Annotated in this window: 30 protein-coding genes; 16 read left to right on the top strand and 14 right to left on the bottom strand. The window is 61.9% G+C overall.

Features of this window, described 5'->3' with window-relative positions; translation table 11 throughout:
* Positions 1-68: 68 nt before the first annotated feature.
* Positions 69-371 (bottom strand): hypothetical protein, encoded by a 303-nt coding sequence (locus J2887_RS06875; RefSeq protein WP_227175246.1) that lies wholly within the window; start codon positions 369-371, stop codon positions 69-71.
* Between the two features lie 106 nt (positions 372-477).
* Positions 478-717, bottom strand: coding sequence for a hypothetical protein (locus tag J2887_RS06870; RefSeq protein ID WP_227175245.1), 240 nt, complete (start codon positions 715-717; stop codon positions 478-480).
* Between the two features lie 392 nt (positions 718-1,109).
* Here J2887_RS06870 and J2887_RS06865 point away from each other — a divergent pair, with 392 nt between their 5' ends.
* Positions 1,110-1,274, top strand: coding sequence for a hypothetical protein (locus J2887_RS06865; protein WP_227175244.1), 165 nt, complete (start codon positions 1,110-1,112; stop codon positions 1,272-1,274).
* A gap of 103 nt (positions 1,275-1,377) precedes the next feature.
* On the opposite strand, the gene J2887_RS06860 is transcribed toward J2887_RS06865, so the two are convergent.
* Entirely contained in the window at positions 1,378-3,432 is a 2,055-nt protein-coding gene (locus J2887_RS06860) for an NADPH-dependent 2,4-dienoyl-CoA reductase (protein WP_227175243.1), read from the bottom strand.
* Positions 3,433-3,515: 83 nt separating this feature from the next.
* Here J2887_RS06860 and J2887_RS06855 point away from each other — a divergent pair, with 83 nt between their 5' ends.
* A complete protein-coding gene (locus J2887_RS06855; protein ID WP_227175242.1) occupies positions 3,516-4,328 on the top strand; it encodes a crotonase/enoyl-CoA hydratase family protein in 813 nt (270 codons plus the stop codon).
* Positions 4,329-4,373: 45 nt separating this feature from the next.
* Here J2887_RS06855 and J2887_RS06850 read toward each other — a convergent pair whose 3' ends face one another.
* A complete protein-coding gene (locus tag J2887_RS06850) occupies positions 4,374-4,760 on the bottom strand; it encodes an EF-hand domain-containing protein (RefSeq protein ID WP_227175241.1) in 387 nt (128 codons plus the stop codon).
* A gap of 492 nt (positions 4,761-5,252) precedes the next feature.
* On the opposite strand from J2887_RS06850, the gene J2887_RS06845 reads away from it, so the two are divergent.
* From J2887_RS06845 to J2887_RS06820, 6 genes are read left to right on the top strand one after another with little or no spacing between them, the layout of a single operon-like run.
* A complete protein-coding gene (locus J2887_RS06845) occupies positions 5,253-8,054 on the top strand; it encodes a monovalent cation/H+ antiporter subunit A (protein ID WP_227175240.1) in 2,802 nt (933 codons plus the stop codon).
* Positions 8,054-8,419 carry a Na+/H+ antiporter subunit C gene (locus tag J2887_RS06840; RefSeq protein ID WP_227175239.1) on the top strand — a complete coding sequence of 122 codons (366 nt, stop codon included), beginning with the start codon at positions 8,054-8,056 and terminating at the stop codon, positions 8,417-8,419. Before J2887_RS06845 ends, J2887_RS06840 begins: the two co-directional genes overlap by 1 nt.
* On the top strand, positions 8,416-9,933 hold the full coding sequence (locus tag J2887_RS06835) for a monovalent cation/H+ antiporter subunit D (protein ID WP_227175238.1): 1,518 nt from the start codon (positions 8,416-8,418) through the stop codon (positions 9,931-9,933). Before J2887_RS06840 ends, J2887_RS06835 begins: the two co-directional genes overlap by 4 nt.
* On the top strand, positions 9,933-10,421 hold the full coding sequence (locus J2887_RS06830; protein WP_227175237.1) for a Na+/H+ antiporter subunit E: 489 nt from the start codon (positions 9,933-9,935) through the stop codon (positions 10,419-10,421). Before J2887_RS06835 ends, J2887_RS06830 begins: the two co-directional genes overlap by 1 nt.
* Positions 10,418-10,687, top strand: a complete 270-nt coding sequence (locus J2887_RS06825; protein ID WP_227175236.1) for a K+/H+ antiporter subunit F — start codon at positions 10,418-10,420, stop codon at positions 10,685-10,687. The genes J2887_RS06830 and J2887_RS06825 overlap by 4 nt, the downstream gene beginning before the upstream one ends.
* 15 nt (positions 10,688-10,702) lie before the next feature.
* Complete coding sequence (locus J2887_RS06820; RefSeq protein WP_227175235.1) at positions 10,703-11,035, top strand: Na+/H+ antiporter subunit G; 333 nt, start codon at positions 10,703-10,705, stop codon at positions 11,033-11,035.
* Here J2887_RS06820 and J2887_RS06815 read toward each other — a convergent pair.
* Positions 11,029-11,538, bottom strand: a complete 510-nt coding sequence (locus J2887_RS06815) for a DUF4112 domain-containing protein (protein ID WP_227175234.1) — start codon at positions 11,536-11,538, stop codon at positions 11,029-11,031. The two genes, J2887_RS06820 and J2887_RS06815, sit on opposite strands and share 7 nt — an antisense overlap.
* A gap of 57 nt (positions 11,539-11,595) precedes the next feature.
* On the opposite strand from J2887_RS06815, the gene J2887_RS06810 reads away from it, so the two are divergent.
* From J2887_RS06810 to J2887_RS06800, 3 genes are all read left to right on the top strand, one after another.
* The gene (locus J2887_RS06810) at positions 11,596-11,877 is read left to right on the top strand and encodes a pyrimidine/purine nucleoside phosphorylase (RefSeq protein ID WP_227175233.1); all 282 of its coding nucleotides are present in this window, start codon (positions 11,596-11,598) and stop codon (positions 11,875-11,877) included.
* 256 nt (positions 11,878-12,133) lie between these two features.
* Entirely contained in the window at positions 12,134-13,777 is a 1,644-nt protein-coding gene (locus J2887_RS06805; protein WP_227175232.1) for a fatty acid--CoA ligase, read from the top strand.
* 116 nt (positions 13,778-13,893) lie between these two features.
* Positions 13,894-14,376, top strand: coding sequence for a DUF4442 domain-containing protein (locus J2887_RS06800; RefSeq protein WP_227175231.1), 483 nt, complete (start codon positions 13,894-13,896; stop codon positions 14,374-14,376).
* A gap of 31 nt (positions 14,377-14,407) precedes the next feature.
* Here J2887_RS06800 and J2887_RS06795 read toward each other — a convergent pair whose 3' ends face one another.
* The 4 genes from J2887_RS06795 to J2887_RS06780 form a co-directional block, all read right to left on the bottom strand.
* Entirely contained in the window at positions 14,408-15,661 is a 1,254-nt protein-coding gene (locus tag J2887_RS06795; RefSeq protein ID WP_227175230.1) for a D-amino acid dehydrogenase, read from the bottom strand.
* A gap of 123 nt (positions 15,662-15,784) precedes the next feature.
* Positions 15,785-16,141: a translation initiation factor Sui1 gene (locus J2887_RS06790; RefSeq protein ID WP_227175229.1), complete on the bottom strand. Its 357-nt coding sequence runs from the start codon at positions 16,139-16,141 to the stop codon at positions 15,785-15,787.
* A 26-nt stretch (positions 16,142-16,167) separates the two neighbouring features.
* A complete protein-coding gene (locus tag J2887_RS06785) occupies positions 16,168-16,701 on the bottom strand; it encodes a DUF4136 domain-containing protein (protein WP_324197255.1) in 534 nt (177 codons plus the stop codon).
* Between the two features lie 89 nt (positions 16,702-16,790).
* The gene (locus tag J2887_RS06780) at positions 16,791-17,399 is read right to left on the bottom strand and encodes a YigZ family protein (RefSeq protein ID WP_227175228.1); all 609 of its coding nucleotides are present in this window, start codon (positions 17,397-17,399) and stop codon (positions 16,791-16,793) included.
* Between the two features lie 75 nt (positions 17,400-17,474).
* On the opposite strand from J2887_RS06780, the gene J2887_RS06775 reads away from it, so the two are divergent.
* Positions 17,475-17,693: a hypothetical protein gene (locus J2887_RS06775; RefSeq protein WP_227175227.1), complete on the top strand. Its 219-nt coding sequence runs from the start codon at positions 17,475-17,477 to the stop codon at positions 17,691-17,693.
* Here the strand turns inward: J2887_RS06775 and J2887_RS06770 are convergent.
* Complete coding sequence (locus J2887_RS06770; RefSeq protein WP_227175226.1) at positions 17,664-18,995, bottom strand: sensor histidine kinase; 1,332 nt, start codon at positions 18,993-18,995, stop codon at positions 17,664-17,666. The genes J2887_RS06775 and J2887_RS06770 overlap by 30 nt on opposite strands.
* Positions 18,992-19,678, bottom strand: a complete 687-nt coding sequence (locus J2887_RS06765) for a response regulator transcription factor (RefSeq protein WP_227175225.1) — start codon at positions 19,676-19,678, stop codon at positions 18,992-18,994. The genes J2887_RS06770 and J2887_RS06765 overlap by 4 nt, the downstream gene beginning before the upstream one ends.
* Before the next feature lie 188 nt (positions 19,679-19,866).
* On the opposite strand from J2887_RS06765, the gene J2887_RS06760 reads away from it, so the two are divergent.
* From J2887_RS06760 to thpR, 3 genes are all read left to right on the top strand, one after another.
* Positions 19,867-20,271: a Spy/CpxP family protein refolding chaperone gene (locus J2887_RS06760; protein ID WP_227175224.1), complete on the top strand. Its 405-nt coding sequence runs from the start codon at positions 19,867-19,869 to the stop codon at positions 20,269-20,271.
* Positions 20,272-20,421: 150 nt separating this feature from the next.
* Complete coding sequence (locus J2887_RS06755) at positions 20,422-21,606, top strand: GNAT family N-acetyltransferase (protein WP_227175223.1); 1,185 nt, start codon at positions 20,422-20,424, stop codon at positions 21,604-21,606.
* Between the two features lie 12 nt (positions 21,607-21,618).
* Complete coding sequence (gene thpR / locus J2887_RS06750) at positions 21,619-22,131, top strand: RNA 2',3'-cyclic phosphodiesterase (protein WP_227175222.1); 513 nt, start codon at positions 21,619-21,621, stop codon at positions 22,129-22,131.
* 6 nt (positions 22,132-22,137) lie between these two features.
* Here thpR and J2887_RS06745 read toward each other — a convergent pair whose 3' ends face one another.
* Together J2887_RS06745 and J2887_RS06740 are read right to left on the bottom strand one after the other, a co-directional pair.
* Entirely contained in the window at positions 22,138-22,353 is a 216-nt protein-coding gene (locus J2887_RS06745) for a dodecin (protein ID WP_227175221.1), read from the bottom strand.
* Positions 22,354-22,424: 71 nt separating this feature from the next.
* Entirely contained in the window at positions 22,425-23,609 is a 1,185-nt protein-coding gene (locus J2887_RS06740; RefSeq protein ID WP_227175220.1) for an MFS transporter, read from the bottom strand.
* 93 nt (positions 23,610-23,702) lie between these two features.
* Between J2887_RS06740 and J2887_RS06735 the strand changes: the two genes are divergently transcribed.
* Positions 23,703-24,659 carry a GlxA family transcriptional regulator gene (locus J2887_RS06735; protein ID WP_227175219.1) on the top strand — a complete coding sequence of 319 codons (957 nt, stop codon included), beginning with the start codon at positions 23,703-23,705 and terminating at the stop codon, positions 24,657-24,659.
* Here the strand turns inward: J2887_RS06735 and J2887_RS06730 are convergent.
* A complete protein-coding gene (locus tag J2887_RS06730) occupies positions 24,656-25,960 on the bottom strand; it encodes a hypothetical protein (protein ID WP_227175218.1) in 1,305 nt (434 codons plus the stop codon). The genes J2887_RS06735 and J2887_RS06730 overlap by 4 nt on opposite strands.
* Positions 25,961-26,023 lie beyond the last annotated feature (63 nt).

The raw sequence follows: 26,023 nt of genomic DNA, 5'->3' as shown, positions 1-26,023 counted from the left end.
CCTTTCGGCATCGGGCAAACGTGCGTTAGTGGAGATACAGCTCCGCCACCGGAGCTTTTGGCAAGGCGTTACTCGCCAGTGATGTCGTTGTAACCGTCTTCGACCGCATCGCCGGTCTCTTCAGCAGCATCACCAATGCGCTCGCTGACTTCACCAGCGGTATCTTTGGTTTTCTCCCAGGTGGTGTCGGTGTCGCCGGTCATCTCCTGAATCTGGTCACCGGCGGCATCACCAGCGTCCTGGGCGATGTCTGCGGCGTTGTCAGACGCCTGTTCCAGGTCCAGCGCTTGCTCGTCGTTATCACTGCAAGCTGCGAGTCCAGCTGCCATCAGAACGGCTGCGGTCATTGCTACCGGTTTACGCATACTCATATCCCTCCTCCTTTGGGGTTGAGAATCAATGGAGACAGTATGCTTGATTCGTTCGTCAGGCGAATTACCTGGCGATTAACATCCCGACAGGGCATGAAAGGGCAAATCAGGTCGACAGGGCCTGGCCATTCACCATCATCAGATGATCCAGCCGCACCAGGCGACCGCGACTGGTAAGCAGGAAATCCTCACCGGCCCGAGAGAACAGGTCCCGAATCTCCTCGTGCAGGGTCAGCACCTGGCCGGATTCATCGCGGAACACAAGTTCCACCAGTTCGCCGGTATGAAGGTAGCCACGCAGGGCGCTGTGGACGGCGCAGTCAACAGGCCGGTAATGGTTGGACATGGTTACACCAGGGATGATTATTGTTGTTCTCACCAGTCTGGTTCATGGTCGGCGGAATCGCCAACTCTGGCACCGGCCAGGGGTTGCCGCCCAGCGGCACCGGTTCGACACGTTCCGGCGTACTCTGACAGGATTCTGACAGGTCAATCCCGGGCCGATCCTGCGTTTTTCTGCCATATCCCGGGGAAACAACCAGTTGGCACCTGTGGCATGAGCTATGCAGCGCTTCAGCTGTGACCAGCCCGGCCGATAACCAGTGTAAAGGCACCTGACGCGAAGTCAGGATCACTGTATCAGGCCGTGAATAGGCCAACGGAACGGCAACCGGACATGAACCCGTCCGGCTCTATCGAAAACGGTGTTACCAGCCTCGTGCGTGGGAGGTAGTCGCCATGAAAACCCCAGACAAAGTCGACCAGACCGCTTTGCTCAGCCGACTCTACGATCTGAAACTCAAGCAGCTGCTGCAGGCCAGCAAGCAACAGGACACCCTGCTCTATCGGGTACTGTCGGCGGAAGCCCAGGCCATCAGCGATGCCCTCAAAAGCGGGCGTTAGTGCTCCCTAACAGCAGACCCAAATCTGCATCGGCCGGCCCGGAGTCAATCCGGACCGGCCATGAGGTATGGATTAAGGGCCCCGACCGGAAGCCGATCGGGTGTTAAAGCTGCGCCGCAACCTCCGTGCCCTGGCGAATGGCCCGCTTGGCATCCAGTTCCTCTGCCACATCAGCACCGCCAATCAGGTGTGAGTTGACGCCCCGTTCGGTCAACTGATCGTGCAGTTCGCGGAACGACTCCTGACCGGCACAGATGATCACGTGATCCACCGCCAACAGCCGTGACTCTTGCTGTTTACCATCGCGACTGGTCACCGTGATGTGCAGGCCGTCATCGTCAATGCGGTCGTAACGGCAGCCTGCCAGCATTTCCACCTGCCGGTGCTTCAGACTGTTCCGGTGTACCCAGCCTGAGGTCTTGCCCAGGCCGCCACCGACCTTGCTGGTCTTGCGCTGCATCAGATAGATCTTGCGGGGCGAAGTCATCGGCTGACGCTCCGCCAGCCCACCCGGTCCCTCATAATCCTGGGCCACGCCCCATTCCTGCTGCCAGTGCCCCAGATCCACCTGCTGCCCTTCCGGCTGTTTCCCGAAATCGTGGGTCAGGAACTCACTGACATCAAACCCGATACCGCCGGCGCCAATCACCGCAACGGTCTCACCAACGGGCTTGTTCTCCTTCAGCACGTCCAGATAGCCCAGCACCTTGGGATGGTCGATGCCATCAATCCCCGGCGTCCGGGGCTTGACGCCGGTCGCCACCAGCACCTCATCGAACCCGGCGCTGGTCAGGGCATCGGCATCAACGCGGGTACTGAGTTTGAGCTCAATGCCCAGCTTGTCGATCTGGTTGCGGTAGTAGCGCAGGGTTTCGTGAAACTCTTCCTTGCCGGGAATTCGCTTGGCGTAGTTGAACTGGCCACCAATGCGATCATCGGCTTCGAACAGGGTCACCTGATGCCCCCGTTTGGCCGCGGTCGTGGCCGCCGCCAGGCCGGCCGGACCAGCCCCCACCACTGCGACCTTCTTCACCACAGGCGCGACCGTCAGCACCAACTCGGTCTCATGACAGGCTCGGGGATTGACCAGACAGGATGCCCGCTTGGCCTGGAACACATGGTCAAGGCAGGCCTGGTTGCAGGCGATGCAGGTGTTGATTTCGTCCGCCCGCGACTGCTCGGCCTTGCGCACAAATTCGCTGTCAGCCAGCAGTGGGCGGGCCATCGACACCATGTCCGCCTTGCCGGCTGCGAGAATTTCCTCGGCCTTGTCCGGGGTATTGATGCGGTTGGTGGTGCACAGCGGAATCGAGACTTCGCCGTAGAACTTGGCGGTGACATCGGCAAACCCACCCCGGGGAACCGAAGTGACAATGGTCGGCACCCGCGCCTCGTGCCAGCCAATGCCGGTATTGATGATGGTGGCACCGGCCTGCTCGATGGCCTTGCCCAGGGTCACGATCTGCTCCCAGGTCTGGCCGCCCTCCACCAGATCCAGCATCGACAGCCGGTAGATGATGATGAACTCCGGCCCCACCGCTTCGCGGATTCGGCGGACGATTTCCACCGGCAGGCGCATGCGGTTTTGGTAGGAGCCTCCCCAGCGGTCGGTACGCTTATTGGTACGCTCACACAGGAACTGGTTGATGAAGTAGCCTTCCGAGCCCATCACTTCGATGCCATCGTAGCCGGCGAACTGAGCCAGCTTGGCGGCGCTGACAAAATCGTCGATCTGCCGGTCCACGCCCCTGGTGGACAGCGCGCGGGCCTTGAACGGGCTGATCGGGGCCTTGGTGGCGGAAGCCGACACAATCAACGGCTGATAGCCATAGCGACCGGCGTGGAGCAGTTGCAGACAGATCTTGCCGCCGGCTTCATGGACCGCCCCGGTCACGTGGCGATGCAGGAGCGCGGTGGCACGGTTGTTCATGGTGGAGGCCAGTGGCGCCAGTTGCCCCACCAGATTGGGGGAGAAACCACCGGTGACCATCAGGCCAACCCCACCCTCAGCCCGTTCGGCAAAATAGCGGGCCAGTTTGTGAATGTTCCAGAAGCGGTCTTCCAGGCCGGTATGCATCGACCCCATCAACACCCGATTTTTCAGTTCGGTGAAGCCAAGGTCCAGAGGTTTCAACAGGTTGGGATAGGCGGCGGTCATCTTTTTTTCTCTCTGCCATTCTCATCAGGAGTCGGAATGGTAGCATAGCAACCTTCGACTAACGTATGAGATGGGGCCGACTCATGGCAACGACCAACAATAACCGCGTGGTGCTTGAAATCGACCAGGGCATCGCCACCGTGACCCTCAATCGACCGGACAAATACAACGGCCTGGACATGGCGATGTTTGACGCCATTGTCGCAGTGACACGGCAACTGAAGAAGGACCGGAGTGTTCGCGCGGTCATTCTCAAGGGTGCCGGAGAAGCCTTCTGCTCCGGACTGGACGTGGCCAAGGTATCCAAGAATCCGGTGAACTTCCTCAAGCTTCTGGTCAAGCCAGGTCGCAAGATCAGCAACCTGGCCCAGGACGTAGGTTATCTGTGGCGGGACGTGCCTGCGCCGGTCATTGCCGTCACCCATGGATACTGTTTTGGCGGCGGATTCCAGATCGCCCTGGGCGCGGACTTTCGTTTCAGCACCAGCGACTGCGAGTTCTCGATCATGGAAACCAAGTGGGGGCTGATCCCGGACATGAGCCTTACGGTCACGCTGCGGGAACTGATAAGCATTGACCTGGCCAAGGAACTGACCATGACAGCTCGTCGCTTCAATGGTGCCGAAGCCAAAGAAATGGGACTGGTCAGCCGTGTATGTGATGATCCGCTGGCGGAAGCCCAGGCATTTGCCCGGGAACTGTCGGAACGCTCACCGGATGCGGTGGCTGCCAGCAAGCTGCTCTTCAACCGCACCTGGTCCGCGCCGGACAAGGCCGCACTGGACTGGGAAACCCGATTGCAGAAGAAGATTCTGGCACGCACCAACCAACGCACGGCAGTGGCGCGTAACACCAGTGATCCGGAAAAAGCCTACGAGGATCGTCGGGGGTTCTGAGTCCGGCTCCGGAGCGACCATAGCCGCTCTCCGGAGCCAACTCCCTTATTGCTGCATGTTGTCCATGGGGTCCTGCGTCGGCATGGTGCCGCGCTGGTACTCCTCGCGGCTGAGACTGCCGTCGCCGTTGCTGTCGTACATGTCCAGGTCGACGGCCGTACCCGTTTCGCTGCCGGCGGCCGTGCTGCCATAGACATTCAGCTCATCGGCGCTGAGCTGTCCATCGCCATTGGCATCAAGGCGATCAAACTTCGGCGCCTCCATTGCCATGCCGTCGCCAGTCATGGATTCGCTGCCCATGGACTCTTTTTCCTCCATGGCGCTCATGCCACCGTCGCTGTGGTCATCCCCGTGATGGGCTGCCCAGGTCAGTGGTGACGCCGCCAGGGCGGCGGTAAACAGGCTGATACACGTCAGGTTGCCGATCTTCATCAGTATGGTCCTCCTGTACGCTTGTCGTACTGGGTGCTCTCTTTCGATCTGCGACCAACTGCCGACTCCTGGTCACGGCTACTCAACGTCAGTTCCGGTGGACCGGGACCGACTGGGACATTTCGTCCGTACTCCCTATTTAGAACCTGTTGCAGCGCTCTGACCAGTGACGAGCGGTTAATTTTTGAGCAATGAAGATATCCCTCAACGCTCTTGACCTCCGGTCCCGGCCACGTATCATCACACTTCGCGTAACACTTGCGGAGCTTTCATGATCGACAGGACCAGAGACCTACCTGGCCCAGTGACAACCCTCATCCCGGCGTACACCGACGTTCGCTGGGGCCGGCTCCCGTACTTCCCCGACCCACCCCGTCACGGCTAGCCGTCGTGGCCGATGTCATGCATTTACGCATATCGGCGGCTAAACTCAGGCAACCGTAGCTCTAAACACAGTCACATCAGTGACATGGACTCAATAACGAGGTTGCGATGACGCTTCTGCTGGTCGTCTTACTCCCTTTTATCGGGGCGATTGCTGCGCCCCTGTTCGCCCAGGCGGGCCGAACCGCGATAGCCATTGCCTCATCGGTGCCCGCCCTGGTCGCCCTGGCGGCGCTGTTTCCGCACTGGCCAACCCTGGCCGAAGGCGGAACACTGGTGCAGACCTATCAGTGGCTGCCCGCCGTGGGGCTATCCCTGAGCTTTCGCCTGGATGGCCTGTCACTGCTGTTTGCGCTGCTGATTCTGGTGATTGGGCTGCTGATCATTCTGTACGCCCGTTACTATCTGAAAGCCAAGGAAAACGTTGGCAAATTTTACTCCCTGCTGTTGTGTTTCAAGGGCGCCATGCTGGGCATTGTGCTGTCCAGCAACCTGCTGTTGATGCTGATCTTCTGGGAGTTGACCAGCCTGGTGTCGTTCCTGCTGATCAGTTTCTGGAATCACAAACAGGACGCCCGGCGCGGCGCCCGGATGGCGCTGGCGATCACCGGCGGTGGCGGCCTTGCGTTGCTGGCAGGCATTCTGCTGATCGGCCGCATTGTTGGCAGCTATGAGCTGGACGACGTGCTGGCCGCCGGGGACCTGATCAAGGCCCACGCCCTGTACCCATTCGCGCTGACCCTGGTGTTGCTGGGGGCGTTTACCAAGTCGGCCCAGTTCCCGTTCCACTTCTGGCTACCCCACGCCATGCAGGCGCCCACTCCGGTGTCGGCGTACCTGCACTCCGCCACCATGGTGAAGGCGGGGATCTTCCTGATGGCCCGGCTGTACCCGGCGCTGGCCGGCACTGAGCAGTGGTTCTACATGGTCAGCTTTACCGGCATGGCGACCCTGTTGATCGGCGCCTACGTGGCGTTGTTCAAGCACGATCTCAAGGGCCTGTTGGCCCACTCCACCGTCAGCCACCTGGGCCTGATCACCCTGCTGTTCGGCATGGGGACCAAACTGGCCGCCGTGGCGGCGGTGTTCCACGTCATCAACCACGCCATCTTCAAAGCCTCTCTGTTTATGGCCGCCGGTATTATCGACCACGAAACCGGTACCCGGGACATGCGCCGCATCAACGGCCTGTGGCGCTTCATGCCCCACACCGCCACCCTGGCGATGGTCGCCGCGTCCTCCATGGCCGGTGTCCCGTTGCTGAACGGCTTCCTCAGCAAGGAAATGTTCTTCGCCGAGGCGCTGGAGCTGAACCTGCCGGGCATCTGGGCCTACATTCCGCCACTGGTAGCCACCCTGGCGGGGATCTTCGCGGTGGCTTACTCAGCCCGCTTTATCCATGACGTCTTCTTCAACGGCAAGCCGGTGGACCTGCCGATCTACCCGCCACACGAGCCACCACGGTACATGAAGATTCCGGTGGAGATCCTGGTGTTCGCCTGCATCATGGTGGGCATGTTCCCGGCCATTTCCATTGGCCCGCTGCTGTACGCGGCTGCCTCCGCCACTCTGGGTGGCGATGTGCCGGAGTACCAGCTGGCGGTGATGCACGGCTTCAACCTGCCATTGATGATGAGTTTCCTGGCGTTCTTCGGTGGCCTGCTGATGTACAGCCAGCGGCAGAAGTTCTTCGACTTCCACGCCCGCTTCAAGGAAATCGACGAGAAAGCGGTATTTGAACGCGCTGCCCTGTGGCTGGAGGACCTTGCCGGACGCTTGACCGCCCGCCTGGAGAACGGCTCACTGCAACGCTATGCCCTGTTGCTGGTGGTCAGCGCCATCGTGGTGGCCCTGGTTCCGATCAGCTCCCAGGGTATCCTGATTGGTAGCAACGGCCTGACGCCCCTGGACTGGCCGACCGGTATCGCCGCCGGCCTGCTGGCACTCTGTGCGCTGGCAACCGCGGCGATGCACCGGGATCGCTTCTACGCCCTGGTACTGCTGAGTGTGGTGGGTCTGCTGGTGTCCCTGGCCTTCGCCCGCTTCTCGGCGCCGGACCTGGCAATGACCCAGCTGTCGGTTGAGGTGGTCACCATCGTATTGCTGATGCTGGCGCTGTATTACATGCCATCCTGGACGCCGATTGAAACCTCCTGGCCACGACGGGTGCGGGACATCGCCGTCGCGCTGACGGCCGGGGTAGGCATGACCCTGATCACCCTGGCGATGCTGACCCAACCTTTCGAGTCGATCTCCAGCTACTTCCTGGCCAACAGCAAGCCGGGGGGCGGCGGCACCAACGCCGTGAACGTCATCCTGGTGGATTTCCGGGGCTTCGATACGCTGGGCGAGATCACCGTACTGGCGATCGCCGCGCTGGGCATCTACGCCATGCTCAAGAACACCGCGATGACCCCGCCGCCGGGTGACGGCCAGGGCCACCCCTGGACCCGCGATGCCTACCCGGTGATGCTGCGCCAGATTGCCCGGCCCATGCTGCCACTGGCGCTGATGGTGTCACTGTACATCTTCCTGCGTGGCCACAACCTGCCGGGCGGTGGCTTCATCGCCGGCCTGATCACCTCGGTGGCGCTGGTGCTGCAGTACATTGCCAGTGGCATGGTGTGGACCCAGGAGCGGGTGCCGTTCCGCTACCACAACGTCATCGGCATTGGCCTGCTGCTCGCCGTGATCGCCGGGGCCGGCAGCTTTGCCTTTGGCTACCCGTTCCTGACGACCACCTTCGGCTACATTACCTGGCCGGTGGTGGGCAAGTTCGAGGTGGCCTCAGCCCTGGTATTCGACCTTGGCGTCTACTTCACCGTGATTGGTGCGACCCTGCTGGCCCTGGTCAGCATTGGTCGGCTGTCGCCGCATTCCGCCATTAAAAGCAAGAAAGGAGGGGTGTAATGGAACTGGCCTATGCCCTGGTGATTGGCGCATTGACCGCGTCCGGTGTGTACCTGATGCTGCGGGCGCGGACCTTCCCCGTGGTGATGGGGCTGACGCTGCTGTCCTATGGCGTCAACCTGTTTCTGTTTTCCAGCGGTCGCCTGGCCACTGGCGGCCAGCCCATTATCGGCAGCACCGCTGACTACGCCGACCCGCTGCCTCAGGCGCTGGTGCTGACGGCGATCGTTATCGGCTTCGCCATGACCGCCTTTGTGGTGGTGCTGGCGCTGCGCAACCAGGCTGATAACGACGACGACCATGTCGACGGTCGCCGCCCGGCACCGTCGCCCGATGAGGACAACGAGGAGGACAAGGGCCGATGAACCACTGGCTGACTGCCCCCATCCTGATTCCCCTGCTGGGCGGGATTCTGCAGATCTTCATCGGCTACGCGCCGCTGTCCCTGCGTCGCACCCTGGCCATGACCACCACGGTACTGCTGCTGGCGGCGTCCGTTGTGTTGCTGATCCTGGCCAGCGACGGCAGCTATCGGGTCTACGCGTTCGGCAACTGGGAGCCACCGTTTGGCATTGTGCTGGTGCTGGACCGGCTCTCGGCGCTGATGGTGCTGATGACGGCCATTCTGGCGTTCTTCTGTCACCTCTACTCGATGAACAAGGCCGATGAGAGCAGCCGCCAGTTCCACGCGCTGTTCCTGTTCGAGCTGATGGGCCTGAACATCGCCTTCCTGACCGGCGACCTGTTCAACCTGTTCGTCGCCTTTGAGGTACTGCTGATCGCCTCCTACGGTCTGATGATGCAGGGCCACGGCACCGAGCGCACCATCCCCAGCCTGCACTACGTGGTGCTGAACCTGGCCGGCTCGGCGCTGTTCCTGATCAGCGTGGGCATGCTCTACAGCGTGACCGGTACGCTCAACATGGCGGACCTGGCGGCGAAAATCCCCCAGGTCAGCGCCGAGGATCTGCCGATGGTGCAAGCCGGCGGCCTGATGTTGCTGGTGGTATTCGGGCTCAAGGCGGCGGTGTTGCCACTGAGTTTCTGGCTGCCGAAGGCCTATGGCAACGCCACAGCCCCCGTCGCCGCCCTGTTTGCGGTGATGACCAAGGTCGGCTTTTACGCCATCGTGCGGGTATTCACCCTGGTGTTTGGTGCTCAGGCCGGCGCCCTGGCGGGGCTGGGACTGGACTGGCTGTTCCCGATGGCGCTGGCAACCCTGGCGATGGGCGTGATCGGCGCTGTTGGCGCCCGCAGTCTGCGGACTCTGATTACCTGGCAGGTGATTATCTCGGTCGGCACCCTGCTGGCAGCCGTAGCCCTGGGCACCGAAGCGGGCACCTCAGCGGCACTGTTCTACATGCTCAACACCACCTGGGTGGTGGGCGGCCTGTTTCTGGTGGTGGATCTGGTGTCCGGTCAGCGCGGTTCTGCGTCGGACAAGATTGTCACCGCCCCGCGGATGTACAACCGCACCCTGTTGAGCGTGCTGTTCCTGCTGGGCGCGGTGGCCGCCGTGGGCCTGCCGCCACTGAGCGGGTTCTTTGCCAAGGTACTGATCCTGCAGGCCACCACACCCGGAGTGGAAATGGCGTGGCTCTGGGGTACGCTGATTATTGGCAGCTTCTTCACCCTGGTGGCCTACAGCCGCGCCGGTTCCATCGTATTCTGGCGCAACGTTGATGGCCACGTGGAGAAGCCCGGCAAACTGACGCTGTCCCTGGGTGTGGCCGCAGGCGGTCTGATCGCCATGGCGATCATTATCGTACTGCTGGCTGGCCCGATCAGCGCCTACGTCGACGCCACGGCGGCTCAGCTGTTTGATACCGGGGCCTACCTGGAGATCCTTGATACCACTGCTGTGAAGGGAGGTGCCTGATGTTTGCCCGACTCGGCTTTCCACAGCCGTTCCTCAGCCTCTGCCTGTTTCTGGTCTGGCAGCTGTTAAACGACGGTTTCTCCGGCGGCAGTGTGGTCATGGGCGCGATCCTCGCCTGGATGCTGCCACAGCTGACACGTAACTTCTGGCCAGAGCGCCCGGCCCTGCTCAAGGGCTGGCTTTTGCCGCTGTACGTCCTGCGGGTACTGTGGGACATCGTGGTAGCCAGCATCTCGGTCGCACGGCTGGTACTCAGCCCGCGCAAGCCACGGCCGGCGTTCATTTCCTATCCGCTGACACTGGAGCATCCTCTGGCCATCACCATGCTGGCCAGCACCATCTCACTGACCCCGGGCACCGTGAGTGCCGATGTCAGTGATGATCAGCGCATCCTGCTGATCCATGCCCTCGACGCCGAGGATGAACAGGCCATCATTGAAACCATTCGCAGCCGTTACGAGAAGCCGCTGCAGGAGATCTTCCAATGATCACCATCGCCCTGTACATCACCATCGCCATGGTGACCCTGGCCATGCTGCTGAACGTGTACCGTCTGATCAAAGGCCCTGACGCTCCGGATCGGGTACTGGCACTGGATACGCTCTACATCAACGCCATTGCGCTGATCATCCTGCTGGGTATTACCCTCGGCACCCGGATGTACATGGAGTCGGCCCTGCTGATCGCGGTGATGGGCTTCGTCGGAACCGTCGCCATGGCGAAATACCTCAAGCGCGGCAGCGTCATCGAATAAACTGGGAGACCGACCATGCAAGCTTTTGCCGAATACCTGATTGCGGGCCTGCTGCTGATTGGTGGGGCCTTTACCCTGATTGGCGCCATCGGGCTGGCCCGGCTGCCGGATTTCTTTGCCCGCCTGCATGCCCCCACCAAGGCCACAACCCTGGGTGTGGGCGCGATCATGCTGGGTTCGGTGGCCTATTTCACCGTGTCCGAAGGCCAGGTCCACGTCGCCGAGATTCTGATCACGGTGTTCCTGTTCCTGACCGCTCCGGTCAGCGCCAACATCCTTGCCAAGGCCGCCATGCACATTGGTGTGGCGCGCACCCCGGAAACCCACGGCAACCCCTGGGATCAGTAACCACCGGCGGCCAGCAGAAGCTGGCCCAGGCGATAGGCCAGCAAGGCCACCAGCACCAGACAGGCCGCCACCATCAGCCAGGACAGCCAGCTCCAGCCCTGCCGGGGCGGCTCCAGCTGACGCTCTATGTGGCGCCGCAGCATGGCGGCGTTACGGTCGTTGGCGCGATACAACAGATCGAACGCATCGCCCAGCACCGGAACCAGCCCCACCAGGAATTCCAACCCCAGGTTGGCCAGCATCCGCATCACCAGGGCAGGCCCGGCGCCCAGCCGGATCGCCTCCACCACCAGATACAGTGACAGACCCAGACCCACCAGATCACCGATGCCCGGAAGGAGCCCGATCAGCGGATCAAGCCCAAAGCGGATTCGGGTGAACGGTATCCGGAACTGGCTGTCGAGTCGGCGGGCATAGCGGTCCAGCCGGGCCAGTGCCTGCTGGTGCCGCTGTCGCTCCACCCCGGACAGGCCATTGGTTGTTTCTGAAGGCAATTTTGTCATTCCCAGTACACCTTTTTGCCGTATAGTAGGCAGCCAATCATTTCAAGGAGCCACGCTATGCTGAAGGTAAACGAATATTTTGACGGCAAGGCAAAGTCCATCTCGTTCGAAACCTCGACCCTGCCGGCCACTGTCGGTGTGATCAGCCCGGGTGAGTATGAGTTCGGCACCTCCAAGAAGGAAACCATGACCGTCATCAGTGGCGCCCTGACAGTGATGCTGCCGGGTATGAGCGAGTGGATGACCTACGGCGCTGGCGAAGCCTTCGAAGTGGCCGGCCAGGCCAGCTTCAAGGCCAAGACCGACATCGATACCGCCTACCTCTGCACCTACGAGTAAGCGCACAACATACCAGCTTGCCGCCAGGCCCATCAGGCCATTGCCGGCCTGGCGGCCACTTCCCCAAGACCGTTCGCGCCTCGATGCGGACGGCCACCGACCGCCATTTATCCTTCCCGCCCGCTCCCTGCAAGCCCATTACGTAACAAAGCGTTATCTTTCTCCACCGCCATCTTTCCTGAGACTGTGATCTGTGTCAGATTTGGACTCCTGGGTAACCTCACAAAACCGACAAGAAACCTGGAGATAGGATTGCATGGTCAATACCAAGATACTGCCCGCGGCTGACAACGCCTACCAGTACCCTCTGCTGATCAAGCAGCTGTTGCTGTCCGGTCCGCGCTACGCGCCGGATCAGGAGATCGTCTATGCCAACCGCAGCAAGTACACCTACACCGACCTGCTGGAACGGGTACACCGTCTTGCCCACGCCCTGACCGAGGCCGGCATCAAGGCCGGCGACACCGTGGCGGTTCTGGACTGGGACACCCCCCGCTACCTGGAGTGCTTCTTCGCCATCCCGATGATTGGCGCGATCCTTCACACCGTCAACGTGCGGCTGTCTCCGGAGCAGATCCTCTACACCATGAATCACGCCGAAGACGACCTGGTGCTGGTGCATGACGACTTCCTGCCGATTGTGGAAGGCATTCGTGACCAGGTGGAAACCGTACGCGGCTATATCCAGCTGACCGACAACGATCAGCCCGCGGCCACCCAACTGGACACCCTGGGTGAATATGAGTCACTGCTGGCTGGATGTGACAGCCATTACGACTTCCCGGACTTTGACGAGAACAGCGTCGCCACCACCTTCTACACCACCGGCACCACCGGTAATCCCAAGGGGGTGTTCTTCAGCCACCGTCAGCTGGTTCTGCATACCCTGGGCATGGCGGCCAACTTCTCCGCCTACGACGAGATGCCGCTGCTGCGCTCGTCTTCGGTCTATATGCCGATCACCCCGATGTTCCACGTCCATGCCTGGGGTGCCCCTTACGCTGCCACCATGCTGGGGCTGAAGCAGGTCTACCCTGGTCGCTACGAGCCGGAGCTGCTGGTGGAGCTGATCAAGACCCATAAGGTCACCTTCTCCCATTGTGTGCCCACCATCATGCAGATGATGCTCGCCACCGATTCCATCAAGACCGCCGACCTCAGCAACTGGCACGTGCTGATTGGCGGCAGCGCGCTTACTGAAAGTCTATGCCGCACCGGCGCCAGCATGGGCATTCGCATGTACACCGGCTACGGCATGTCCGAAACCGGGCCACTGTTGACCGCCACCCATCTGACGCCGGAAGACTTGGAGCTGCCGCTGGAGCAGCAGGCATCGAAGCGGGTCAAAACCGGGGTGCCTGTGCCTCTGGTGGACATCCAGGTAGTGGACCCGGAAGGCAAGCCACTGCCCCACGACGGCACCAGCAAAGGCGAGGTCGTGGCCCGTGCGCCCTGGCTCACCCAGAGCTACTTCAAGGAACCGGAGAAAGGCGAAGCGCTGTGGGAAGGCGGCTGGCTGCACACCGGTGACGTAGCCAGCATCGAGCCGGACCATACCCTGGTGATCAAGGATCGTATCAAGGATGTGATCAAGACCGGCGGCGAGTGGCTGTCCTCCCTCGATCTGGAGAACCTCATCAGTCAGCACGGTTCCGTGGCCGCCGCAGCCGTGGTCGGCGTTCCCGACGACAAGTGGGGAGAGCGGCCGCATGCCCTGGTGACGCTCAAACCGGGCGAGGACCTTGGTGTCGAGGACATCCAGGCCCACCTGCAGCAGTTCGTTGACGCTGGCGAAATCAACAAGTGGGCGATCCCTGCGTCCATCGACTTTGTTGAAGATATCCCCAAGACCAGCGTGGGCAAGATCAACAAGAAGATGATTCGCGACCAGTTGGGCTAAGCCCTTGGCGGGGCCTCCAGTGAGAGGCCCCGCTTACTGATGTCGACATCCCCTCACACCGCGCTTTGCCGTTATAATTCCGCTCCCTTCAGGCAACAACAAACAGGAGCCGCGTTATGATGTCGCGTCTGCGCAAGTGGATCAGCAGCCCGGATGGCATCCGCAAGATCATCAACGTTTACGGGCCATACCTCGGCGCCGGCGTTAAAGTGACCCACATTGCCCCGGACTACCGCAGCGCCAGTGTGGAAATGACCCTCCGCTGGTACAACACCAACTACGTTGGCACTCACTTCGGCGGTTCGCTCTACAGCATGGTAGATCCGATGTACATGCTGTTGCTGATGAACCGGCTCGGCAAGGACTACATCGTCTGGGACAAATCCGCCAGTATCGAATTCATCAAACCGGGAAGCGGCCGGGTATCCGCCAATTTTGAAGTCACCGACGAACGCCTGGAGGAAATCCGGGGCGCAACCGCCAATGGTGACAAGTACCTGCCAGCCTGGGATGTGGACATCGTCAATGACAAGGGTGAGCTGGTCGCGCGGGTTAATAAAGTGCTGTATGTGCGCCGCAAACGGGACAAAGGTCGGTAACCCGGCCTGTAGGGAGCGTCGAATCCGCTCCCTACAGGCCGGTGAAGTTGAAATCCACCTCCGGACGCCCGCCCGCGACGATTGCGGCCAGGGCCGCCGCCGAGCCACAGGAGTGGGTCCAGCCCAGGGTGCCGTGGCCGGTATTCAGGAACAGATTGCCAAAGTGGCTGCGGCCGATGTAGGGCACATTGGAGGGGGTTGCAGGACGCAGGCCGGTCCAGAATTCCGCCTGATCCCAGTAGGCCGCCTCGGGCATCAGCTCGGCACAACGGCGCACAATGGCGCGGCAGCGGGTCATGTTGAGGGTGCGGGTGTAACCGTTCAGCTCGGCGGTGCCTGCAACCCGGATTCGATCTCCCAGACGTGAATACACCAGCTTGTACTCATCATCCGTGAGGCTGACCTGGTAGGCCGCCTCCTCGTTCTTCACCGGTACGGTGATCGAATAGCCCTTGGCGGGGTAAATGTTGAGGTGCAGCCCCAGCTGACGGGCCAGCGGACCACTGAAGCTGCCGAGGCTGAGGACATAGCTGTCGGCACGCAGGGTCTCGTGATGGCCGTGGCGCAGGGTCCGCACGCCAAGCACCCGGTCCCGCGCCTTGTCGAAGCCCAGAATCTCAGTATCGAAATGGAACCGCACGCCAGCAGCCTCCGCCATCAACGCCAGTGCCTGGGTGAATTTTCGGGCATCGCCGGATTCGTCCTCGGCGGTGTAGGTCGCCCCCGCCAGCCGATCACGCGCTGGCGCCAACGCGGGCTCTAACTCGATGGCCCGGTCGACGTCCACCACCTGGCGGTCGCACCCCAGCTCACGCATCTGGCGGGCCGGCTCCAGGGCACTCTCAAACTCCGCCGGATCGGTGTAAAAGTGCAGAATGCCCCGGGTCAGACAGTCGTACTCGATACCGGTCTCGTCCCGCAGCGCCTGCAGACAGGTACGACTAAAGGTGCCCAAGTTCACCATCTGGCGCAGGTTGTGGGCAGCGCGGGCGCTGGTGCACTGGGCCAGGAACGCCATTGCCCAACGCCACTGTCCCGGGTCCAGGCGGGGACGGAACAGCAGGGGCGCATCGGCCTGCCCCAGCCATTTCAGCACTTTCAGCGGCGCCTTGGGGTTGGCCCACGGCTCAGCGTGGCAAACGGAGATCTGGCCACCGTTGGCGTAGCTGGTTTCCAGCGCGGCCCGGCTCTGACGATCCACCACGGTGACCTCATAGCCGGCCTTGCGCAGGTACCAGGCGGTGGTCACACCGACCACCCCTGCCCCCATGACCAGAATGTGCATAACCACCTCCGCTGGGCAAATCAAATGGAATATTGGGCATTGTAACGGGTTGCCGTCACCATGACCCGGCGACTTTCGCCGCAGGTTTTCGTCAGAAAAGATCGGGAACAGCGGGAATGGCGGTTACCCTCCGGCTTTCTTCACCACCCAGCCCTTGGCCTGAAGCAGCATCACCAGCAGATCCCGCTGGTCTCCCTGAATCTCAACCACCCCGTCCCTGACGGTGCCACCGGTACCACACTTGCCCTTGAGCTCCTTGGCCAGGGCTTTGAGTTCTTTCTCTGGCAAGGGGATGCCGGTAACCAGAGTCACCCCCTTACCCTTGCGGCCCTTGGTCTCCCGCTGCACCCGCACCACGCCATCCCCCTTGGGAGGCGATTTGGCCTTGCAGCGGCATTGTTCAAGGGGTTCGCGGCATTCCGGGCACATACGGCCCTGGTCTGTGGAATAAACCAGGCCGCCACTGGAATGCTTCTTCATATTAACTCCTGAATCCTGAACCGCCGTCAGTGCATCTGCGGCGGGTACTGGTTAAACATCTCCCGGACCACGTCGTCGATCAGCTCGCGGCGATAGTCCGGCGACTGGTCCTCATTGAGGTAACGCTTACTGGTAGCTCGCCAGACAACCTGTTCGTTACTGCGGTCCACCAGTTCCACCACCAGTTTGCCTTCAATCACTTCCCGCGTCGGAGGCGCTGTAGCAATGCCCCAGCCAAAGGGCCGATGGCTGAAACCCACGCCATAACTGAAGCCGTAGCTGTCCAACCGCTCCTGCTCGATCACCTGATAGCTGACCAGCAGATCGGCCTGGTCTTCCGGTTGGCGGCTAAGATTCTTGGCGGCCAGCTCCCGCTCCAGCACCGACTCCACCCGGCGACTGTCGAGGGATTTGAAGCCCGTCTCCTCAGGATGGCTGGAGAAAGCCCAGGACGAGTAGCGATCAAACGCCACCTGGGTATCGTAATCGGTCACGACCTGACTGGCACAACCAGCCATGGCCAGGGCGGCAATCACCATAGTTACCGAGCGCATCATCATCTTAACCTCCCACGTGGGTTGCGAAACCTCGCCCACTATCTGGTTGTTTGACCCTACCTGCAGCCAATGTTCCCGACCGGCATCCAGGCTCAGACATCGGCCACCACCATTTGCAGGCCCTGGGCCTCGCAATAGGCCGTCAAGGTCTCTATGGCATCGGTGGGCACCCGGACCCTGGCCTCGACGCCACTGCCATAGATCATGTCGTCAATCAGTGCCTGGTGCTGGTCACACCAGTGCCGCAGCGGCTGTTCATCGGCGAATCCCATGGTGATGGTAACGCTCTCCAGGGCCGGCTGAATCACCCGCTCGACCTGGGATAATACGCTCTCTGCCGCGCCCGCATAGGCACGCACCAGACCGCCAGCTCCCAGTTTGATACCGCCAAAGTAACGGATCACCATCACCAGCACGTCGCCCATATCCTTGTGCTGAATCACGTTCAGGATCGGCTTGCCAGCGGTGCCCGAGGGTTCACCGTCGTCGTTCATGGCGGCTTCGGCAGCCGACCCGGGACGACCGATCTGGTAGGCCCAGCAGATGTGGCGGGCATCAGGGTGGTCCCGGTGAGCCTGATCAAGCCAGCCCCGAACGTCATCCCGGGAGGTCACCGGTGCCACCCGGGCAATGAACCGGCTCTTCTTGATTTCGGTCTCACGTTCCAGGAAACCGGCAGGTATGGGATAATCCTGTGCCATAACGGATAACGCCTTGTTCTGTCGCTGTCCAGTCAGTAGTTTCCCGGTCAGCGGGTTTTCAGCCAGGAGCACACCATGTCCGAAGAGCAAAAGCATACGCCTGGCACTGCCCCGGCGGCAAAGCTGGAAAAAGCCGGCTGCGGCATTCGCTTCGGCGCCGATGAACTGCAGGAAGGTATTGATTTTTCGGCTGCGGAGCAACTCAAACCGGCCCCGGATACAACGCCCGAGACCGACAACCAGGATAAAAGTGACGGATCGGCGCTACAAAGGCTCAACACCGTCGCTGAATAGCGGCAGCTGAATCCGGATTTCCAGCCCACCCTGTGCCAGATTTTCGGCCGACACCGAGCCGTCGTGCACCGCAATGATGTCACGGGCAATCGCCAACCCCAAGCCCCAACCCTGACCTGAACGGGCTTGGTCAGTACGGTAGAAGGGCTCGAACAGATGGGCCAGGGCACCAGCCTCGACGCCGGGCCCCTGGTCCTGCACCCGGACAGTCATGGATTCCGCGGTGGCGGTGATCAGCACGGACACCACCCCCGAGGGCGGTGTGTGATCCAAGGCGTTCTGGAGCACATTCTCGAATGCCCGCTGCAGCCAGTCGGCATCGCCAAGGACCAGCATATCCCGTACACCGTCAGCAACATCCAGGTGACAATCCACCCGCTGGTGCTCGGCGTAATCCGCTGCATCCCGCAACACAGTCTGCATGACCCGCACCGGCTCAACCGGGGATCGGGGCATTGACCAGCGCTGGTCCTGAACCTGGTACAGCGACAGTATCTGCGCTGTCATCGCTTCCAGGCGTTCATTCTGACGCCGAATGCTGTCCATCAGCTCAACATCCGCTCCTGCATCGCAGGCCAGCTCAATCGCCACCCGCTGGCGGCTCAGGGGGGTTCGTAGATCGTGGGAGATATCCCGCAGCAGGTGTTTCTGGCGCTCCAGCAGCTGACACAGGCGGTCGGTCATGTCGTTGAACGCGGTCGCCATGGCCCCGACCTCATCCCGGCGTCGGGAGATCCGCTCACTCACCCGAAGGGAGATGTCGCCATCGGCAATCTGGCGGGCGGTGTGCTCCATGTGCCGTAGTGGCTTGGCCAGGATTCGTGCCAGCCACCAGCAGGCCAGGGTAATGACCACAAAGCCGATTGCCATCTGCAGCCAACGGAACCAGCGCGGATCGAGCCAGCCTTCACCACCCTCCCGGGGCCAGGCCACCAGGCGGTAATGCCCCGGCAGGTGCAGTACCACGGGGCGGTGGCGCAGCCAACCTTCCTTCATCCGTTCGCGGATTTCCGGTGGCAGGCTGTCGCCTCGCTGCCCTCTCTCCAACAGGGCAATGAACAGCGACAGCTCCCGCCCCTGCTCCCGCAGATAACGGCGGGCAGCCCGCAGGCTCTGTGTCTCACGGATGGTCACTGCCTGCTGGCCCACATCCCGCAGGCCTTTCTCCCGCTCGATACTGCTGCGCTCCCGCTCCACCAGTTCGCGCGTGGCGAAGTTGGCCGCCAGCACGGTCACCACCATGGCCAGCCAGATCAACAGGAAGATGCGCCAGAACAACGGAAATCCCCGCGGCCCGATCATGCCGGCACCCGGTAGCTGTAGCCGAGCCCACGCAGCGTTTCGATCCGTTTGCCACCCTGGTCAGACAGTTTGCGGCGCAGGTTGCTGATGTGCATATCCAGCGTACGGTCATGGGGCGACAGCCGTCGACCCAGGGCCCACTGCATCAGGTCGGTCTTGCGCACCACACTGCCAGCATGGGCCAGCAGTACCTGCAGGATTTCGTATTCGGTGGCGGTCAGGTCCAGCACCTGGTCGTTGAGCAGGATACGGCGCTGGTCCGGCTCCAGTCGCACGTCACCATAGTGACGCACAGCATCCGCCTCCGCTTTCTGATCCCAGCTGATGCGGCGCAACAAGGCCTGCAGCCTGGCCACCAGCTCCCGGGGATTACAGGGTTTGGGAATGTAGTCATCGGCACCGACCTCAAAACCGACGATGCGATCGGTCTCGTCACCGCGCGCGGTCAGCAGGATCACTGGCAGGTGTGTGCGACTGCGCAGACGACGCAGCACTTCCAGGCCGTTGAGATCCGGCAGCATGATGTCCAGCACTACCACATCGCAGTAGTGTTCCGCCGCCAGCGCCAGGCCATCCTCACCGTTGGCCGCCTCCCGCACGGTAAAACCCTGGCTGTCGAGATAGCGGGCCAGGAGCTGGCGCAGCTCGTCGTCATCCTCTATCAGCAATACCCGGTTCTGCACCCTGCCACCTCCTGCGTCGTTGCGGCTCAATATACCATGGCGCCCAGGCGCACTCTGACGCCGGATCGGGCTTTGCACAACCTTTACACCCTGCTGACGGCAGCTGACACCGCCAATCATAAACTGGCAACGTACATTCACCGGCCCGCCAGCAATGCGGGCAAGCACGATACTCAAGGAGTGCGACCATGCCATTGACCACACCCCATACCACCGGCACCCGCCGTCCCACCGGCCCATCCCGGCGCTGGCTGCTGCCGGCCCTGTGCTCCGCTGCACTGCTGGCCAGCCCCATGGCGTTCGCCGGCCACCATGGCCCTGACGGCGATCACTCTCGTGGCAAACCCTCTGCCGAAACATGTGAACGCTTCCAGGACGGACGGGAAGGACGTCATCAGCAACGATGGCAGCAACACCAGGAACGCATGAACGAACGCCATGCCGAGATGGCCGAGCGCCTGGAACTCACACCAGCACAACGGCAAACCTGGGATACCATCCGCGATGAACAGCAAGCCAAGTGGCAGGAACGTATGGCTGAGCGACAGGACCGCATGCGGGAACGCTGCCAAGAGGCCTCGGACGAGCAGTAACCCGCTGGCGCCAGCTTGAGGGCCTGGCGTCAAACGATAGGCGCAGCATCAAGAGCTAACGCCAACAGCCAACACCAAGAGAGCAAGGGGGTTCGCTTACCGGCCGCTTGGCGGTAAGGTGTCGATGTTCCCCGGCCAGTAGCGGACCCCATGCCCGAACTCTCCCTGACCACCGAAGACAGCATCCTGGCGATTCCCCAGACCACCTGGGACCACTTTAGCGGTGGCCGCCATCCCTTCCTGCGCCACAGCTTTCTGGCGGCGCTTGAACGCAGTGGCTGCACCAACGCCGACACCGGCTGGCAGCCCTGTCATCTCAAGCTGTCCCTCAACGGCGAGCTGGTCGGCGTGGCGCCGGCCTACCTGAAAGGGCATTCCATGGGCGAGTATGTGTTCGACTGGGCCTGGGCCGATGCCTACCGCCAACATGGTCTCCGTTACTATCCGAAGCTGCTGGTCGCGGTGCCCTTCACGCCATGCCAGGGGCCGAGATTGCTGCTTGAACCGAGCTTCCGCGATCAGCTCCGTCCCGGCCAGATCAACCAGGCACTGGACCAGCTGATGGCAGGTCTGGGGCTGTCTTCCTGGCACCTGCTGTTCCCGGACGGCGCTGACCAGCGACTGCTCAACGATCTAAACGAGGTTCCCGATGCGAACTGTGGCGCTGGTCAGTTGCACCGCCTTGGCTGTCAGTTCCACTGGCACAACCGGGGTTACTCCGGCTTTGATGACTTCCTCGCCCGGCTGACGTCCCGCAAACGCAAATCCATACGCCGTGAGCGCCGGCAGGTGCTGGAGCAGGGGATCAGCTTCGAGCACTTCAGCGGCGGCCGCATGCCCGCCGACGCCCTGGAAACCTTTTACGGGTACTATCAGGCGACCTACTTCAAGCGTGGCCAACGGCCTTATCTGAACCTGGATTTTTTCCGCGAGTTGCAATGGCAACAGCCTGAGTCGCTTCATCTGGTGATGGCCCGGCGTCAGGGGCAATGGATCGCCGCTGCGCTGTTCCTGATCGGCGACGACACACTTTATGGCCGTTACTGGGGCTGCCTTGAGGAGTACCAGCACCTGCACTTTGAAACCTGCTACTACCAGGGAATCGAGCTGGCTATTGAGCGTGGACTCGGGCGGTTTGACGCCGGGGCCCAGGGCGAGCACAAGCTGATCCGCGGCTTCGAGCCTACCCTGACCCACTCCTGGCACGGCATTGCTCACCCAGGGTTTCGGGAGGCCATCGCCCGATTTGTTGAGGAAGAAGCAGAGCAGGTCCGGCAATATCGCCAGGATGCCGGCACCGCCCTGCCCTTCCGCCAGGACAGCGCGGCCGACTGAAGGAGTGCCTCTATGCGACTGTTCATCGGTCTGGAACTGCCCGCCGCCATCAAGACGCAGGTGCTCGCCACCCATATGCCTCTTGCCCACGCCCGCTGGCAAACTGACGAGCAATTGCATCTGACATTGAACTTCCTGGGAAATGTGCCGGACAACGACTGCGCCGGCATTAAGCGGCTGGTACGGACTTTCGGTCTGGGCCATTTCAACCTGATCCTGACCGGTGCCGGCCACTTTCATCACCGCGCCATCTGGCTGGGCGCTCAACCGGAATCGCCGCTACGGCGACTCCATGAGCGGCTCGCCGATGCCCTGGTGCCATTGGGTATTGCCCGTGACACACGCCCCTTCCGTCCCCATGTCACCGTCGCCCGACTGGGCAAAGGCGCAGAGGCTACACCCTATCTCGAGGCCTGGTCCCACTTTCGGTCAGCGCCGTTTCCGGTCAACCGCATCAGCCTGTTTGCCAGCACCCCGGGCGCCGGCGGGTCCCGGTACGACATCATTGCCCGGTCCGGCAGCTGAGGAGCGTCAGCTGCCTTCGATCCGGAACCCCACCTTCATGACCACCTGGTAGTGGCCCACCTTGCCATCCACCACGTGGCCACGGATTTCCTGCACCTCGAACCACTCCACATTACGAATGCTCTTGCTGCATTCACCCACCGCGTTCTCGATGGCGGCGTCAATGCTCTCGGTCGATGAACCGACCACTTCCACCTTTTTGTAAGTATGATGATTGGACATGACGCTCTCCCTGTTGCGATTGCCACGAAGTTAAGGGCCCCGGAATCTCAGGCACCCTACTTCAGGCTAGCTCAGGATGACGAACGGGCCAGGCCCGGCCGGCGCTGCTCCCAAAGCCACAGCACCACAATCGCCACGATCACCATCAGCACCGGCACGGCGGCCCAGAGATTGACAACCTCCCACCCCAGATGGGTGACCAGCGCCCCCGATCCCATAGTGGCCACGGTCAAGCCCAGGAACACCAGGGTGTCATTCAGGCCCTGTACCCGGGTTTTCTCGGCTTCCGGGCAGCTGTCCGTCAACAGGCTGGTGGCACCGATGTAGAGGAAATTCCAGCCGCCACCGACCAGCATCAGCGCCACCAGATAGTGGCTGTAGCTGACCCCTTCCAGGCTGACAGCGATGCCGGCCAGGTTGAGGCCGCAGCCGGCAAGCATCACCACCATGACGCCCAGACGCTGGATCAGCCAGCCGGTAAAGAAGGATGGCGCAAACATCGCCACCAGGTGCCACTGGATCACGCTGGCGGTGTCATCAAACGCGAGCTGGGAACAAAGCATGGCCAGCGGGGTGGCGGTCATCAGCAGGTTCATCACACCGTAGCCCACCACGCCCGCAGCCATCGCCAAGACAAGGCGAGGGTTCGCAAGCAGTTTCGACCAGGATGCGCTGCCTGCCGATTGCGGGTGAGCGGCCAGAGGTGACAGCCGCAGCCGGCTCGCCAGACCCGCCGCCAGCAGGGCCACCAGTGCCAGGGCAAGGAAGCTGGCGGTGAAGGTAGGCGTCCAGGCATCGGCGGTAAACCGAGCCAGTTGGGGCCCCGCCACAGCCGCCAGCAGGCCGCCGGTCAGCGTCAGTGAAATGGCTCGTGAACGGCTCTCGGGCGGGGCCGCCTCTGCCGCGGCAAAACGGAAAAACTGCCCGACGGCGGTAAAGCTGCCAATCAGCAGCCCGGCAACAACAAACAGCGCAAAGCTGCCCTGGTGGATGCCGGCCGCCGCCAGCAGCAGACCACCGGCTCCCAATAGCGCCCCCATCACAAACACCGGTCGCCGCCCCCAGCGGCCCATCCAGCGAGACATGGGATAGGTCAGCAACATGGTCCCCAGGTATTGCACTGCCAGTGGTACCGTCGCCCACTGGGCCGAGGCCAGATCCGCGCCGATCAGCGCTGAGGAGGACAGCACCAGGCTGGTCATGGTCATCACCGCTGCCTGGCACAGGGCCAGCAGCATCACATTGGTTTTCTGCATTGCGATTTCCCGCTATGGAGCCTCTGATCTTGTGGGTAACAGCATCGCACGCTAGGCTAAGGCATAAATGACAACTATCCTGCATATTCTGCCATGAGCCGATCACTTGTTTTCCTGCTGTACCCCGGGTTCCAGATCCTTGATCACACCGGCCCGCTGGCGGCTTTCGACGCCGCCAACCATTTCGCGCCCGGCAGTTACCGGATGCAGCACGTCAGTCGTGATGGCGGCGCGGTGGACAGCTATGCCGGGCTTGAAGTCGTCACTGAGTCGTTCGAAGCGGTGGCCTCCCCTGACACCCTGATCATCAGCGGTGGCTCAGGTATTGATCAGGCGCTGGCCTGCCCGGTTACCCAGGCGTTTGTGCGCCGCCATGGCCAGAGCTGTCGACGGCTGGCCAGCGTGTGTTCCGGCGCCTTTCTGCTCGCATCCCTGGGCATGCTGGACGGGCTACGGGCAACCACCCATTGGCGCCGCACAACGGAGTTCCAGCGCCGGTTCCCGGCAGTACAACTGGAGGTGGACCGGATCTATGTGCGCGAGGGCCGGCTATGGACCTCCGCTGGCATCACTGCCGGGATTGACCTGGCGCTGGCGCTGATTGCGGAGGATCTGGGCGAAACCATCGCCCGTCAGGTGGCCCGACAACTGGTAGTGTATTACCGCCGTCCTGGCGGGCAGACCCAGCATTCGGAACTGCTGGAACTGGGTGGGGAGCAGGGGCGCTTTGCCGACCTGATGGACTTCATCCGGCGAAACCTGGAGCGGCCACTGACGGTGGAGGAACTGGCGGACCAGGCCTGCATGAGCGCCCGGCATTTTGCCCGGGTCTTTCGGGAGGAAATGGGTGAAACGCCCGCCAGGGCGGTGGAACGGCTGCGGGTGGAAGCCGCCAGCAATGCCCTGGCCAGCGGCTATGGATCACTGAAGGCGGTTGCCCGCCAGTGCGGCTTTGTTGATACCGAGCGTATGCGGCGGGCATTCATGCGCTGGCGAGGCGTCCCGCCAGCGGCTCTCAAGCAGGCAGCCAGGTCCCACGCAACGGCCTAGCCAGGTTCTGACACGTCGCGATAGGTGTTGGCGGCCTTCTCTTTCTCGGCCTGGCTGGCCAGCAGTGCCAGCCTCATTCGGTCGATCTCGCTCATGTACTCCTCAAAGGACAGTACGCCCTCTTCCTCGCCCCGTTCCAGCATTTCTTTCTGCTGTTCGCGGATTTCGTTGAGTTTGGCCAGAGCTTCCCGAATGGCGGCCAGACGCTGCTCATCAGACAGCCCGGTACCAGCCTCGTTTGGCGCCCCAAGAGGCGTGTTCATCACCACATCGGAACCGGCGGTTGCTGTCTGACGCTGATCCATCAGATCCAGCTCCTCCAGTGTGCGCACCTCGCCATCATCAGTCAGATAGATGCCGGACGCCTTGACCTGCCCCAGGGGCACCCCCTGACTGTTGGTCATGGTGAAGCGATCGCTGGCACCTTCCACGTAGAGCGCCCGCACGCCCACCTCCTCAAGGGAACGCAACTCCTGGCCTCCGCCAGCGGTCTGGACCCAGACCTGCAGCGAGCTGAACGCTTCGTCGTTGGCATCAAGCCACTGGTTGCCATCACTGTCGAACTGGGCCAGATCGGCAAAGCCGGAGCCGGATTGCGGCCCGAACAGCTCGGAGCCGTCGTCCACCTTGCCGTTGCCATTGCGATCGAACACCAGGTAACCGCTGCCACTGCCGAGGGTGGCCAGTTGCTCGTCCTCACCATCGCCATTGAGATCAAACTCAAACAGCGAATCCGTCAGACTGGCGGTCGCCGAGCCGAAGTTGATCACCAGCGGATCGGTCATCTGGCGCTCGGTGATCTGCAGGCTCTCGGAGTACTCGTAGGAATGGCTCTGCTGCTGACGCAGCGACAGGGTGAAATCGATGGTCTCGCCGTCGACCTCAATACTGCCACTGGCCGCAAAGGAACGGGTTTCATTCATCGAGTAGAAGGAATAGCGGCTGGCGGTGACGTTTACCGAGGCACTGTTACCACTACCCACCCCGACATTGTCGCCCAGCGCCGCGCGGCTGACCCGAATGGCCTGGCGCCCCTGCAGCATGACATCGGCGGTACGCTCGATAACCTGATTGTTGGCCATGACCCGGGTGCCCCCGGAGCCCTGGATCTGGCTGTTGCCGGAAAACGCCACCTGTTGCTGACCACGGTAGTGGTAGGAGGCGTCACGGCGGGCAAACAGCTCTCGCGGCCCATCACCACCGCCATCGCTCTGTCGGGCAAGGCGATACTGACTGGCGTCCATCTGTGAGGTGGTGCGACTGTGGCTCTGGGAAAAGCTGACTTGGCTACTGCTGATCATGGCCGATCTCCGGACTACGAAGGACTGCACTTCGTATCGGCCGATGGCCAGTAAACTTGAGGA

Origin of the sequence: Marinobacter sp. CA1, assembly GCF_020546665.1 — a bacterium.
Lineage (GTDB): Bacteria > Pseudomonadota > Gammaproteobacteria > Pseudomonadales > Oleiphilaceae > Marinobacter > Marinobacter xestospongiae.
The sequence above is the reverse complement of the archived record's forward strand: the minus strand, read 5'-3'. Positions and strand labels throughout refer to the sequence as shown.

Bases quoted from the DNA above. Each gene is read 5' to 3' on its own strand.
- J2887_RS06770 (WP_227175226.1), bottom strand. From the start codon at position 18,995: ATGATCGGGCCGCGGGGATTTCCGTTGTTCTGGCGCATCTTCCTGTTG.
- J2887_RS06865 (WP_227175244.1), top strand. From the start codon at position 1,110: ATGAAAACCCCAGACAAAGTCGACCAGACCGCTTTGCTCAGCCGACTC.
- J2887_RS06815 (WP_227175234.1), bottom strand. From the start codon at position 11,538: ATGACAAAATTGCCTTCAGAAACAACCAATGGCCTGTCCGGGGTGGAG.
- J2887_RS06845 (WP_227175240.1), top strand. From the start codon at position 5,253: ATGACGCTTCTGCTGGTCGTCTTACTCCCTTTTATCGGGGCGATTGCT.
- J2887_RS06800 (WP_227175231.1), top strand. From the start codon at position 13,894: ATGATGTCGCGTCTGCGCAAGTGGATCAGCAGCCCGGATGGCATCCGC.
- J2887_RS06875 (WP_227175246.1), bottom strand. From the start codon at position 371: ATGAGTATGCGTAAACCGGTAGCAATGACCGCAGCCGTTCTGATGGCA.
- J2887_RS06860 (WP_227175243.1), bottom strand. From the start codon at position 3,432: ATGACCGCCGCCTATCCCAACCTGTTGAAACCTCTGGACCTTGGCTTC.
- J2887_RS06840 (WP_227175239.1), top strand. From the start codon at position 8,054: ATGGAACTGGCCTATGCCCTGGTGATTGGCGCATTGACCGCGTCCGGT.
- J2887_RS06745 (WP_227175221.1), bottom strand. From the start codon at position 22,353: ATGTCCAATCATCATACTTACAAAAAGGTGGAAGTGGTCGGTTCATCG.
- J2887_RS06805 (WP_227175232.1), top strand. From the start codon at position 12,134: ATGGTCAATACCAAGATACTGCCCGCGGCTGACAACGCCTACCAGTAC.
- J2887_RS06760 (WP_227175224.1), top strand. From the start codon at position 19,867: ATGCCATTGACCACACCCCATACCACCGGCACCCGCCGTCCCACCGGC.
- J2887_RS06830 (WP_227175237.1), top strand. From the start codon at position 9,933: ATGTTTGCCCGACTCGGCTTTCCACAGCCGTTCCTCAGCCTCTGCCTG.
- J2887_RS06735 (WP_227175219.1), top strand. From the start codon at position 23,703: ATGAGCCGATCACTTGTTTTCCTGCTGTACCCCGGGTTCCAGATCCTT.
- J2887_RS06755 (WP_227175223.1), top strand. From the start codon at position 20,422: ATGCCCGAACTCTCCCTGACCACCGAAGACAGCATCCTGGCGATTCCC.
- J2887_RS06740 (WP_227175220.1), bottom strand. From the start codon at position 23,609: ATGCAGAAAACCAATGTGATGCTGCTGGCCCTGTGCCAGGCAGCGGTG.
- J2887_RS06790 (WP_227175229.1), bottom strand. From the start codon at position 16,141: ATGAAGAAGCATTCCAGTGGCGGCCTGGTTTATTCCACAGACCAGGGC.
- J2887_RS06730 (WP_227175218.1), bottom strand. From the start codon at position 25,960: ATGATCAGCAGTAGCCAAGTCAGCTTTTCCCAGAGCCACAGTCGCACC.
- J2887_RS06835 (WP_227175238.1), top strand. From the start codon at position 8,416: ATGAACCACTGGCTGACTGCCCCCATCCTGATTCCCCTGCTGGGCGGG.
- J2887_RS06850 (WP_227175241.1), bottom strand. From the start codon at position 4,760: ATGAAGATCGGCAACCTGACGTGTATCAGCCTGTTTACCGCCGCCCTG.
- J2887_RS06825 (WP_227175236.1), top strand. From the start codon at position 10,418: ATGATCACCATCGCCCTGTACATCACCATCGCCATGGTGACCCTGGCC.
- J2887_RS06785 (WP_324197255.1), bottom strand. From the start codon at position 16,701: ATGATGATGCGCTCGGTAACTATGGTGATTGCCGCCCTGGCCATGGCT.
- J2887_RS06820 (WP_227175235.1), top strand. From the start codon at position 10,703: ATGCAAGCTTTTGCCGAATACCTGATTGCGGGCCTGCTGCTGATTGGT.
- J2887_RS06855 (WP_227175242.1), top strand. From the start codon at position 3,516: ATGGCAACGACCAACAATAACCGCGTGGTGCTTGAAATCGACCAGGGC.
- J2887_RS06810 (WP_227175233.1), top strand. From the start codon at position 11,596: ATGCTGAAGGTAAACGAATATTTTGACGGCAAGGCAAAGTCCATCTCG.
- thpR (WP_227175222.1), top strand. From the start codon at position 21,619: ATGCGACTGTTCATCGGTCTGGAACTGCCCGCCGCCATCAAGACGCAG.
- J2887_RS06775 (WP_227175227.1), top strand. From the start codon at position 17,475: ATGTCCGAAGAGCAAAAGCATACGCCTGGCACTGCCCCGGCGGCAAAG.
- J2887_RS06780 (WP_227175228.1), bottom strand. From the start codon at position 17,399: ATGGCACAGGATTATCCCATACCTGCCGGTTTCCTGGAACGTGAGACC.
- J2887_RS06795 (WP_227175230.1), bottom strand. From the start codon at position 15,661: ATGCACATTCTGGTCATGGGGGCAGGGGTGGTCGGTGTGACCACCGCC.
- J2887_RS06870 (WP_227175245.1), bottom strand. From the start codon at position 717: ATGTCCAACCATTACCGGCCTGTTGACTGCGCCGTCCACAGCGCCCTG.